Raw genomic sequence first — 12373 nt, 5'->3', positions numbered from 1 at the left:
CACGTGGGGACCGGTGCCGAACGGCGCGGGTGGTGTCGGACCGCGCACTGGGACCGGATGCCTCGTTCAGCGCGGGAGCAGCTCGTGTCGCACGGCCACTCCGGCGGAAGGCCGCCGGTCGAAGGTGACCGAGAACGTGCGGTGCCGTGAGCTGCCTCTGCGAATGCTGAGCTGGTCGGCCGGTCGGGGCGACGCCCGATCACCGCGTTGCTGCGGCGAAATCCTGCCAGCCGAGGGGCCCGTCTGAGGAGGGCAGGACGTCCGGTCCGGGGCTTCGCCGCAGGTCAGCCGTATAAAGTGGGTTTTCCGGTCCGGATGGCCAGCAGCGGGGGAAGTAAGGGGTGGAGAGCCTTGGGTCCCGACGCAGGGGCACGCACAGCCTTCGCGGAACGTCTCGCGTTGCTGTACAAGGAGGCCGGTAATCCTCCGCTCAAACGCGTCGCCGAAGCGGTCGACCGGCTTCATCGCGTCGACGAGCGAGGCCGGCCGGTGCGGGTCTCCGCGCAGCGGATCAGCGACTGGCGGCGCGCGAAGAACGTGCCCGCCCAGTTCGTCGCCCTCTCCGCCGTCCTGCAGGTCCTGATCCCGCAGGCTCGCCGCGCCCAGCCGACGCCGGTGTCCAGCGGGCTCTACGACATGACCCAGTGGCAGAAGCTGTGGGAGCGGGCTCTGGCCGATCCTGTCGGCGAGCTGTCCGCACCGGAGGCGGCCGAGGAGACGGACCAGCCGCCGCCGGTCGACAGCGTCTGCCCGTACCGGGGTCTGGCCTCCTACCGCCGTGAGGACGCCCGCTGGTTCTTCGGCCGGGAGCGCAGCACCGACGCGCTGGTCGCCCAGCTCCGTTCCGCGGAGGCGGACGGCGGTCTGGTGATGCTGGTCGGCGCGTCGGGTGCGGGAAAGTCCTCGCTGCTGAACGCCGGACTGGTCACCGCGCTGCAGAGCGGCGCCCTGGCCGGCGCTGAGGGCCGCCCGGACCACGTCCCGCACCACGTCCTTCAACTCGTCCCGGGTGCGGACCCCGTGAAGGAGCTGATCCGCCGCATACCCGAACTGGCCGAACTGGCAGGCCCCGACGATCCGGACGCCGTACGACAAGCGGTCACGGCCTGGACCCGCCGCGAGTCCAAGGCCGTCAAATCCAAGGCCGTCAAATCCGAGGCAGTCAAATCCGAGGCAGTCAAATCCGAGGCCGTCGATGTTTCACGTGAAACATGGCGACCCTCAGAGCACGATCCAGCCGCCCGTCCGGTCCTCATCGTCGACCAGTTCGAGGAGACCTTCACCCTCTGCGCCGACGAGGCGGACCGGCGTATCTTCGTCCAGTTCCTGCACGCGGCCAGCACCCCCGCCGCCGGCGAACGGGCCCCCGCCCTGGTCGTCCTCGGTATCCGTGCCGACTTCTACGAGCAGTGCCTCGGCTACCCGGAGCTGGCCGACGCGCTCCAGCATCGGCACATGGTGCTCGGCCCGCTGACCACCGCCGAGCTGCGTGAGGCGGTGACCGCTCCCGCCAAGGCCGTGGGCCTGGAGCTGGAACCCGGTCTCGCCGAGCTGATCGTCCGGGAGGTGAGCGCGGACGGCCCGCGGGGCGCCCATGACGCCGGTGTGCTCCCGCTCCTCTCCCACGCCCTGCTCGCCACCTGGCAGCGCCGCAAGGCGGGCCGGCTGACGCTGGCCGGCTACCGGGCCGCCGGCGGCATCCAGGGCGCCGTCGCCGCGACCGCGGAACGCGCCTGGTCCAGCCTGGACCCGGCCGCCCGCACCGCCGCCCGGCTGCTCCTGCTCCGCCTGGTGCGGCTCGGCGAGGACACCCAGGCGACCCGCAGACGCGGCACCCGGCGCCAGCTGGCCGCGGAGTCCACCGACCCGAACAAGACGGAGGAGTCACTCGAAGCCCTGGTCCGGGCCCGGCTGGTGACTCTCGACGCCGACACCGTGGAGATCACCCACGAGGCGTTGCTGCACGCCTGGCCCCGGCTGCGCGAGTGGCTCGACGAGGACCGCAACGGCAATCTGCTGCGGCAGCGCCTGGAGGAGGACGGCCGGGCCTGGGAGGAGTCGAGTCACGACTCCTCCCTGCTCTACCGCGGTTCACGGCTCGAACAGGCCCACACCTGGGCGAAGTCGGCCGGCGACACCTACCTGACCCGCAGCGCGGTGGAGTTCCTGGCGGCCTCGGTACGGCTGCGCCGGCGCACGGTGTGGCTCAGCCGGGCCGCCGTGTCGGCGCTGGTCGTGCTCGCGGTACTGGCCGCCGGTTCCGCCGTGATCGCCCGGCAGCAGCGGGACGACGCGGTGTTCGAGCAGGTGGTCGCGGAGGCCGACCGCTTCCAGTACTCGGACCCCTCGCTGTCCGCCCAGCTCGACCTGGTCGCCCACGACCTGCGCCCGGACGACGAGGGCGCCAACAACCGCCTGATATCCATCGTCAACGCCCCGCTGGCCACCCCGCTGCTCGGCCACACCGGCGCCGTCTACCTCACCACCTTCAGCCCCGACGGCAAGGTCCTGGCCACCGCCGCCTACGACCGCACGGTCCGGCTGTGGGACGTGAGCGACCCGACCCGGCCGAAGGCCCTCGGCAAGCCCCTGCTCGGCCACACGAGCTGGGTCTCCAGCGCGGTCTTCAGCCCGGACGGCAAGACCCTGGCCAGCGCCGGGGACGACGGCACCGTACGGCTGTGGGACGTCTCCGACCCGAAGCACCCCACCTCCCTGGGTTCCCCGCTGGCCGGCCGCGACGGCACCGTCTACCTGGTCGCCTTCAGCCCGGACGGCCGTACCCTGGCCACCGCCGACGAGGACCACACCGTCCGCCTGTGGGACGTGCACGACCCTCGTCACCCCGCCTCACTGGGCACCCTCACCGGCCACACCGAGGCCGTACGCTCCATCGCGTTCAGCCCCGACGGCCGCACCCTGGCGGCCGGCAGCGACGACAACGCGATCCTCCTGTACGACGTCTCCGACCCGCGGCGCCCCGAGCGCGTCGGCACCCCGCTGACCGGGCACACCGCGACCGTGCACTCGGTGGCCTTCAGCCCGGACGGCCGCACCCTCGCCAGCGGCAGCAAGGACGACACCGTACGGCTGTGGGACGTCTCGGACCGGACACACCCCAAGGCCCTCGGTGCGCCGCTCACCGGCCATACCGGGCCCGTCTGGTCGGTGGCCTTCAGCCCCGACGGTTCCATGCTCGCCGCGGGCAGCGCGGACTCCACGGCCAGCCTGTGGAACGTGGACAACCCGGCCTTCCCCTCCCAGGTGGGCGAGCCGCTCGCGGGCAGCAGCGGTGAGATGTACGCCGTCGGCTGGAGCCCCGACGGGCGGACCCTCGCCACCGGCAGCGGTGACGGCAAGGTGCGGCTGTGGTCGATCCCGGGTTCGGACATGATCGGCGCGGCGGGGGCGTTCAGCCCGGACGGACGCGTCCTGGCCACCGGCGGCGGGGACAGCAGGATGCGGCTGTTCGACATCACGAACCCGGCCCGGCCCACCGCGCTCGGCGAACCGTTCACGACCGGGTCGCGGGACCTGCGCTCGATGGTGTTCACCCGGGACGGCCGCACCCTGATCATCCTGACCAGCGAGGACAACCTCAGCTGGGTGCAGCTGTGGAACGTCTCCGACCCCGCGCACCCCGCCCAGTACGGTGCGCCGGTCCGGTTGAACACCCGGTACGCGGGCTCCGAGGCGCTGGCGCTGAGCCCCGACGGGCGCACCGTGGCCGCCGACTACGACGACCGCACGGTCCAGCTCCTGGACATCAGCGACCCGGCGCACCCCAAGCGCCTCGGCGAGCTCCTCAAGGGCCACACCGGTTACGTCAACGCGCTCGTCTTCAGCCCCGACGGCAGGACCCTGGCCAGCGGCAGCGCGGACGGCACCGTCCGCCTCTGGAACGTCTCCGACCGGACCCGTGCCAGGCTCCTGGGCAGCCCCCTCAAGGGCCACCTGGGCCCCGTCAACACCCTCGCCTACAGCCCGGACGGGCGCACCCTGGCCAGCGGCAGCGACGACGACACGGTCCGCCTCTGGAACGTCTCCGACCCCGGCCGCGCGACCCGCCTCGGCTCGGCCCTCACCGGCCACACCGAGGCGGTCGTCTCCCTGACCTTCAGCCGGGACGGCAGGACCCTGGCCAGCGGCGGCAACGACAACACGGTCCGCCTCTGGAACGTGTCGTCCCCGTCCTCGGCCCACCCCATCGGGCAGTCCATGAGTCCCAACGCCAAGACGGGCAACTTCCTCTCCTTCAGCCCGCGGAGCAACATGCTGGGCGTCTCCAGCGGCGCCGACACGGTCCGGCTGTGGAGCCTGGACGTCGACCAGGCGGTCACCCGTATCTGCGCGGTCACCCGCGACGTCCTGACGCCCGCCAAGTGGCGCGAGTACCTCCCCCGCCTCACCTACGACCCACCCTGCGACACCTGACCACCTTTGAGTGATCCCGATCACAACTGCTCATGACGGCCGAGAAGTTGACTCCCACCGCACAGGCCGCCTTGTTAGGCTGGTCGCAGCCCGGTCGCTGGTGCATCCCCCGTCGCCAGCGATCGGGCCTTTTCATGCCCTGACCGGCTCCGGAAACGCCGAAGGCCCCCGATCCATCCGGACCGGGGGCCTTCGTGCTGGTGGGGCTAACAGGATTTGAACCTGTGGCCTCATCCTTATCAGGGATGCGCTCTAACCAACTGAGCTATAGCCCCGCCGCGCTCTGCGGTGTGTGTCCCGCGCGCTGACTCCTGAAGATTAGCGCACGACCGGGGCAGTCCCAAAATCGGTTGTCGGGGGAGCGTCAGGAGAGGTTTGAACTCCGGTTACTCGTCCTCGGCCAAGGTCAGCTCGATGCCGCCGACGAAGCCCGCGGAGAGGTTGTAGATGAACGCGCCGAGGGTCGCCAGCGCCGTCGCGAGGACGACGTCGATGACCGCGATGATCGCCGTGAACGTCAGGACGTGCGGGAGGGAGAGGAACGACTGGAGGTCGAAGCCGTTCGACTCGTTCGAGCCGGTCGCCTCCGAGATCGTGCCGCCGACCGTCGAGAACACGCCCATCGCGTCCAGGACCATCCACAGCACCGCCGCCGCCACGATCGAGCAGATGCCCAGCGCGATGGAGAGCAGGAAGCTGACCTTCATCACCGACCAGGGGTCGGCCTTGGCGACCCGCAGCCGGGCCTTGCGGGTGCGCGGGGCGGTGCGCGTACCGGCGCCGGGGCGCGGCCGTCGTACGGCCCCCGCGGGCGCCTGTGCGGGCTGTGCGGGCTGCGCCGCCGGGTAGGCCTGCGGCGGGTGGTAGGGACCGGCGGGCTGCTCGGTACGCCGCTCCCCGGGCAGCGGGGACGTGCCCTGCTGCTGCGGCTGGGCGGGCGCCGGCCGGTCGCCCGGCGCGGCCTGCCCTCGGGTGTCGGTCACGGATCCCCCCTGCGATCCCTGGGCGTCCGGCGCGGGCGCCTTGGCGGGCGCCTTGATCGCCTTGAGCTGGGTCGTGTGCGTGTCCGCCTGCTGCGGCGCACCGCCCCCGTCGGACGCGGCGGAGCCACGGCCGCCGCCGTCCGCCTCCGTACCCGTCGAGGTACCGGCCGATCCGGCGCCCGTGGCTCCGCTCACGATGACTCTCTCCTCGTGCCTACTCGGCCGAGGGCGCCTCACCCTCGTCCGTACCGCTGGTCTCGACACCCTCGGCGGTCTCGTCCACGGCGTCCTCGCCGTCGACTTCCTCCGCCTCGCTGCCGGCCTCGGCGTTACGTGCGATGCCGACGACGGCATCGCGCTTGCCCAGGTTGATCAGTTGGACGCCCATGGTGTCACGGCCCGTCTCCCTGACCCCGCTGACTCGCGTGCGAATCACACCGCCGGACAGGGTGATGGCGAGGATCTCGTCGTTCTCCTCGACGATCAGCGCGCCGACCAGCGAACCACGGTCCTCCACGATCTTGGCGGCCTTGATGCCGAGGCCGCCGCGGCCCTGGACGCGGTACTCGTCGACACGGGTCCGCTTCGCGTACCCCCCGTCGGTGGCAGTGAACACGAACGTACCGGGTCGAACAACATTCATCGACAGAAGTTCATCGTCCGCGCGGAAACTCATGCCCTTGACACCCGAGGTGGCCCGGCCCATGGGGCGCAGCGTGTCGTCGGAGGCGGTGAACCGGATCGACTGTGCCTTCTTGCTGATCAGAAGCAGATCATCGTCCGCCGAAACCAGCTCCGCACCGATCAGTTCGTCGTCGGAACCGTCCTCGCGCTCCCGCAGGTTGATCGCGATGACGCCGCCGGAGCGGGGCGAATCGTAATCCTTCAGAGGCGTCTTCTTGACCAGACCGGCCTTGGTGGCCAGCACCAGGTAGTCCGCCGCGTCGTAGTCCCGGATCGCGAGGATCTCGGCGATCGCCTCGTCCGGCTGGAAGGCCAGCAGGTTCGCCACGTGCTGACCGCGCGCGTCCCGGCCGGCGTCCGGCAGCTCGTACGCCTTCGCCCGGTACACCCGGCCCTTGTTCGTGAAGAACAGCAGCCAGTGGTGCGTGGTCGAGACGAAGAAGTGGTCGACGATGTCGTCTTCCTTGAGCTTCGTACCGCGCACGCCCTTGCCGCCGCGCTTCTGCGCCCGGTAGTCGACGGTCTTGGTCCGCTTGACGTAGCCGCCGCGCGAGACGGTGACGACGATGTCCTCCTCGGCGATCAGGTCCTCGATGGACATGTCACCGTCGTAGGGCACCAGCATGGTCTTGCGGTCGTCGCCGAACTTCTCCACGATCGCGGCGAGCTCGGCGCTGACGATGCCGCGCTGCCGGACCGGCGAGGCGAGGATCTCGTTGTACTCGGTGATCTTCGCCTGGAGTTCGTCGTGCTCCTGGATGATCTTCTGGCGCTCCAGGGCGGCCAGTCGCCGCAGCTGCATCTCGAGGATGGCGTTGGCCTGGATCTCGTCGATCTCCAGGAGGTCCATCAGGCCCGTGCGCGCGATCTCGACCGTGTCACTGGCCCGGATCAGCGCGATGACCTCGTCGATCGCGTCCAGCGCCTTCAGCAGGCCGCGCAGGATGTGCGCCCGCTCCTCGGCCTTGCGCAGCCGGAAGCGCGTCCGGCGGACGATGACCTCGATCTGGTGCGTCACCCAGTGCCGGATGAACGCGTCGAGCGAGAGGGTGCGCGGGACGCCGTCGACCAGGGCCAGCATGTTGGCGCCGAAGTTCGACTGCAGGTCCGTGTGCTTGTAGAGGTTGTTCAGGACGACCTTGGCGACCGCGTCCCGCTTCAACACGATGACCAGCCGCTGGCCGGTGCGCGAGGAGGTCTCGTCGCGGACGTCGGCGATGCCGCCGACCTTGCCGTCCTTCACCAGGTCGGCGATCTTCTGCGCGAGGTTGTCGGGGTTGGTCTGGTACGGCAGCTCCGTGACCACCAGGCACTGGCGGTTCTGGATCTCCTCGACCTCGACGACCGCGCGCATGGTGATCGAGCCGCGCCCCGTGCGGTAGGCCTCCTCGATGCCCTTGCGGCCGACGACCAGGGCGCCGGTCGGGAAGTCGGGGCCCTTGATGCGCTCGATCAGCGCGTCCAGGAGCTCCTCGTGCGAGGCGTCCGGGTTCTCCAGGTACCACTGGGCACCGGAGGCCACCTCGCGCAGGTTGTGCGGCGGGATGTTGGTCGCCATGCCGACCGCGATACCGGCGGAGCCGTTGATCAGCAGGTTCGGGAAGCGGGCCGGCAGGACGGTCGGCTCCTGGGAGCGGCCGTCGTAGTTGTCCGTGAAGTCGACGGTCTCCTCGTCGATGTCGCGGACCATCTCCATCGACAGCGGCGCCAGCTTGCACTCGGTGTACCGCATGGCGGCCGCCGGGTCATTGCCCGGGGAGCCGAAGTTGCCGTTGGAGTCCACCAGCGGCATCCGCATCGACCACGGCTGGGCGAGGCGCACCAGGGCGTCGTAGATGGAGGAGTCGCCGTGCGGGTGGTAGTTGCCCATGACGTCGCCGACGACACGGGCGCACTTGTAGAAGCCGCGCTCGGGGCGGTAGCCGCCGTCGTACATCGCGTACAGGACGCGGCGGTGCACGGGCTTGAGGCCGTCGCGGACGTCGGGCAGCGCACGGGACACGATGACGGACATCGCGTAGTCGAGGTACGAGCGCTGCATCTCCGTCTCGAGCCCGACGGGCTCGACGCGCATCACGAGTTCGCCGCCCTGTTCAGGGGTGGCGGGAGTGTTCTCGTCGGTCATGGCTGGTCAAGATCCTTCCTGGTGCGGTCAGCTGAGACCGACTCAGATGTCGAGGAAGCGGACGTCCTTGGCGTTGCGCTGGATGAACGCGCGACGGGCCTCGACGTCCTCGCCCATCAGGACCGAGAACAGGTCGTCGGCCTGGGCCGCGTCGTCCAGGGTGACCTGGCCGAGGACCCGGTGCTCCTGGTCCATCGTGGTGATGCGCAGTTCCTCGGCGTTCATCTCGCCGAGACCCTTGAAGCGCTGGATCGAGTCCTCGCGGACCCGCTTGCCGCGCTGGCGCCCCATCTCGATGAGCGCGTCGCGCTCGCGGTCCGAGTACGCGTACTCCGTGTCGTCCCGGCCCCACTTGATCTTGTAGAGCGGCGGGCGGGAGAGGTACACGTGCCCGGCCTCGACCAGCGGCCGCATGAAGCGGAACAGGAAGGTCAGCAGCAGGGTGGAGATGTGCTGGCCGTCGACGTCGGCGTCCGCCATCAGGATGATCTTGTGATAGCGGAGCTTCTCGATGTCGAAGTCCTCGTGCACACCCGTGCCGAAGGCGGAGATCAGCGCCTGGATCTCCTGGTTCTGCAGGATCTTGTCGATCCGCGCCTTCTCGACGTTGAGGATCTTGCCGCGGATCGGGAGGATCGCCTGGTACTGCGGGTTGCGGCCGGACTTGGCCGAGCCGCCGGCGGAGTCACCCTCGACGATGAAGATCTCGCACTTGGTGGGGTCGTTCGACTGGCAGTCGGAGAGCTTGCCCGGCAGGGACGCCGACTCAAGGAGACCCTTGCGCCGGGTCAGATCCCGGGCCTTGCGGGCCGCCACGCGCGCGGTGGCCGCCTGGATGCCCTTGCGGATGATGTCCGCGGCCTCGACCGGGTTGCGGTCCAGCCAGTCGTTCAGGTGCTCGTAGACCGCCTTCTGCACGAAGGTCTTGGCCTCCGTGTTGCCCAGCTTGGTCTTCGTCTGGCCCTCGAACTGCGGCTCGCTCAGCTTGACCGAGATGATCGCGGTCAGACCCTCGCGGATGTCGTCACCGGTGAGGTTGTCGTCCTTCTCGCGGAGCAGCTTCTTGTCGCGCGCGTACTTGTTGATCAGCGAGGTGAGCGCCGCGCGGAAGCCCTCCTCGTGGGTGCCGCCCTCGTGCGTGTGGATGATGTTGGCGAACGAGTACACACCCTCGCTGTAGCCGCTGTTCCACTGCATGGCGACCTCGAGGGACAGGCTCTTGTCCTTGTCCTCGGCCTCCAGGTCGATCACCGTCGGGTGCACCACGTCGCCCTTGCGGGAGTTGAGGTACTTCACGAAGTCGACGATGCCGCCCTCGTAGTGGTACGTGACGGTCTTGACCTCGGCCTTCTCGTCGGCGCCGGCCTCGTCCGCCCCGGCCACCGCCTTCGCCGACTCGCGCTCGTCGGTGAGCTTGATCGTCAGGCCCTTGTTGAGGAACGCCATCTCCTGGAAGCGCCGCGACAGCGTCTCGAAGGAGTACTCGGTGGTCTCGAAGATGTCCGGGTCCGCCCAGAACGTGACCGAGGTACCGGTCTCGTCGGTCTCCTCGTGCTTGGCCAGCGGAGCCGTCGGAACGCCCAGCTTGTAGTCCTGCGTCCAGCGGGCGCCGTCGGTCCTCACCTCGACCGAGACCCGGGACGACAGCGCGTTCACGACGGAGACGCCGACACCGTGCAGACCGCCGGAGACCGCGTAGCCCCCGCCGCCGAACTTGCCGCCCGCGTGCAGCACGGTCAGAACGACCTCGACGGCCGGCTTGCCCTCGGAGGGCACGATGCCGACGGGGATGCCACGGCCGTTGTCGACGACACGCACGCCGCCGTCGGCCAGGATCGTCACGTCGATGGTGTCCGCGTGGCCCGCCAGAGCCTCGTCGACGGAGTTGTCCACGACCTCGTACACAAGGTGGTGCAGACCGCGCTCGCCGGTGGAGCCGATGTACATACCGGGTCGCTTGCGGACCGCGTCCAGCCCTTCGAGGACGGTGATGGCGCTGGCGTCGTAAGAGGCGGTGACCTCACCGTTCGCGCCGGCGTCGGTGGACGGGATGTTCTCGTTGGGGTTGCCGGAATCGGCCACGAAGCGCCCTTTCTGGCACAGCACGAGCCAGGCTCGTCGGCGGGTTGCCGGAGCGGCTGCGGCATGTTGCGTTGGTAAGCCTTGATCAGCGTTGCTCAGCTTTTCCCGGGCGGTCCCCACGTTCGGGGCGGGATTGTCTTCCAGTCTACCGGTAGCGCCGACAGTGATGGGGGTTTGCCGGTACCTGAGTCCGCATGTGCCGCCCTGAACCGGCCTCCGCCGACTCCCGATATGTGGATGGGGGCTCCAAGAGGCTCACGGAGGCACTCAGCGCTTCCGGCTGTCAACCCTTGGCTACTCCGGGGTCAGGTCGCGATTCGCAACCGCGTGCGGTGGTACGCAGACCAGCCGGGGCGGCCGTACGACGGCTCCGCACCCGGCTCATGGCGTGACGTAAGTCACCCGTAGGTATCGCCGGGGCCGGTGCTCCCGGGGGCGCGCAACGGGCCGTAGCGCCGGGGCGGACCGCCCGGATTGAGCACCTTGATCATGCGTACGGAGCCGTGCCCCAGGTCCGCGTTCAGGCGGGCGACCAGCGCGGGGGCCAGATGGCGCAGCTGGGTCGCCCAGGCCGTCGAGTCGCACTGCACGACCAGCACGCGCTCGTCCTCGTCGTAGCGCTGCGGCACACAGTGGTTGGCCAGATCCTCGCCGACGATCTCCGGCCAGCGGCCCATCACCCCGCCCACGGCGGCCGGTGTCTCCCAGCCGCGCTCGGTGATCAGCCGGTTGATCGCGGAACCCAGCGCCATGGGATCGCGGCCGTCGGCGCGCGCGCCGGAGCGCAGGCCGCCGCGCCGCGCCTGCTTCTTCTGCTGCGCCGCGTCGCCACGCGCGCGTGCCGCCTCCTTGGCCGCCCTGAGCGCCACGCGCGCGAGGTCGACACCGGAGGGCTCGTCCTTGGGCGCGGGTCCGTCGGTCGTCATGCGCGCTCCACCGTCCCGTCGGCCACCGCGTACCGCGCACCGGCCAGGACGTGCGGTACGTCGTCGTCCACCGCGGCGGTGACCAGCACCTGCTCCCCGGGCGCGACCAGCTCCGCCAGCCGCTCCCGGCGCCGGGCGTCCAGCTCGGCGAACACGTCGTCGAGCACCAGCACCGGCTCGTTCCCCTCGGCGCGCAGCAGGTCGTACGAGGCGAGGCGCAGCGCCAGCGCGTACGACCAGGACTCGCCGTGCGAGGCGTACCCCTTCGCGGGCAGCTGCCCCAGCTTGAGCAGCAGGTCGTCGCGGTGCGGGCCGACCAGTGTCACGCCCCGCTCGATCTCCTGCTTGCGGGCGTCCGCCAGGGCCGCCATCAGCTGGGTGTACAGGTCCTCGCGCGTCTGGGCCTCACCGGGCGCCGACGGCTTGTACTCCAGCGCGACGGGTCCGCCGCCCGGCGCCAGCTGCTCGTACGCCTTGTCCGCGAGGGGCTGGATCGCGGCGACCAGGTCCAGCCGCTGGGCGAGCAGCTCGGCGCCCACGCGCGCGAGGTGCTGGTCCCACACGTCGAGGGTGGACAGGTCCATGGAGCGGCCGCCGTGCCGCCGGGCCAGGGCCGCGGTCTTCAGCAGGGTGTTCCGCTGCTTCAGCACCCGCTCGTAGTCGGACCGCACGCCGGCCATCCGTGGCGACCGCGCGGTGATGAGCTCGTCCAGGAAGCGGCGCCGCTCGCCGGGATCGCCCTTCACCAGGGCGAGGTCCTCGGGCGCGAACAGCACGGTCCGTACGATCCCCAGCACGTCACGCGGTCTGACCTGCGAGGACCTGTTGATGCGGGCGCGGTTGGCCTTGCCGGGGGTGAGCTCGAGCTCGATCAGCTGCTGCCGGTCGCCCTGCCGGACCTGCGCCCGGATGACCGCCCGGTCGGCGCCCATACGGACCAGCGGGGCGTCGGTCGCCACCCGGTGGCTGCCGAGGGTGGCGAGATAGCCGACGGCCTCGACGAGGTTGGTCTTGCCCTGGCCGTTGGGGCCGACGAAGGCGGTGACGCCCGGGTCGAGCGGGACCTCGACCCGGGCGTAGGAGCGGAAGTCGGCCAGCGACAGATGCGTGACGTGCATGGGTGTTTCGCCGACCTCCCC

The 12373-nt window shown here is 70.4% G+C and carries 6 protein-coding genes and 1 tRNA gene; 1 reads left to right on the top strand and 6 read right to left on the bottom strand.

What is annotated here, in order from left to right; translation table 11 throughout:
• The first annotated feature begins 315 nt into the window (after window positions 1-315).
• Window positions 316-4434 carry an AAA family ATPase gene (locus ACFWPQ_RS33690; protein WP_384043131.1) on the top strand — a complete coding sequence of 1373 codons (4119 nt, stop codon included), beginning with the start codon at window positions 316-318 and terminating at the stop codon, window positions 4432-4434.
• Between the two features lie 198 nt (window positions 4435-4632).
• Here the strand turns inward: ACFWPQ_RS33690 and ACFWPQ_RS33685 are convergent.
• The 6 genes from ACFWPQ_RS33685 to recF form a co-directional block, all read right to left on the bottom strand.
• Window positions 4633-4709 (bottom strand) — tRNA-Ile (locus ACFWPQ_RS33685).
• Window positions 4710-4820: 111 nt separating this feature from the next.
• Window positions 4821-5612: a DUF3566 domain-containing protein gene (locus tag ACFWPQ_RS33680; RefSeq protein WP_384043128.1), complete on the bottom strand. Its 792-nt coding sequence runs from the start codon at window positions 5610-5612 to the stop codon at window positions 4821-4823.
• A 19-nt stretch (window positions 5613-5631) separates the two neighbouring features.
• Window positions 5632-8226: a DNA gyrase subunit A gene (gene gyrA, locus ACFWPQ_RS33675; RefSeq protein ID WP_384043126.1), complete on the bottom strand. Its 2595-nt coding sequence runs from the start codon at window positions 8224-8226 to the stop codon at window positions 5632-5634.
• 42 nt (window positions 8227-8268) lie between these two features.
• Entirely contained in the window at window positions 8269-10332 is a 2064-nt protein-coding gene (gene gyrB / locus ACFWPQ_RS33670) for a DNA topoisomerase (ATP-hydrolyzing) subunit B (RefSeq protein WP_384043123.1), read from the bottom strand.
• Window positions 10333-10706: 374 nt separating this feature from the next.
• On the bottom strand, window positions 10707-11234 hold the full coding sequence (locus ACFWPQ_RS33665) for a DUF721 domain-containing protein (RefSeq protein ID WP_384043120.1): 528 nt from the start codon (window positions 11232-11234) through the stop codon (window positions 10707-10709).
• On the bottom strand, window positions 11231-12352 hold the full coding sequence (gene recF / locus ACFWPQ_RS33660) for a DNA replication/repair protein RecF (protein WP_384043119.1): 1122 nt from the start codon (window positions 12350-12352) through the stop codon (window positions 11231-11233). The genes ACFWPQ_RS33665 and recF overlap by 4 nt, the downstream gene beginning before the upstream one ends.
• Between the last annotated feature and the right edge of the window lie 21 nt (window positions 12353-12373).

Source organism: Streptomyces sp. NPDC058464, assembly GCF_042721035.1.
In the GTDB taxonomy this organism is placed as follows: domain Bacteria; phylum Actinomycetota; class Actinomycetes; order Streptomycetales; family Streptomycetaceae; genus Streptomyces.
Note: the sequence above shows the minus strand (reverse complement) of the source record. Positions and strands in the feature narration are given on the sequence as shown.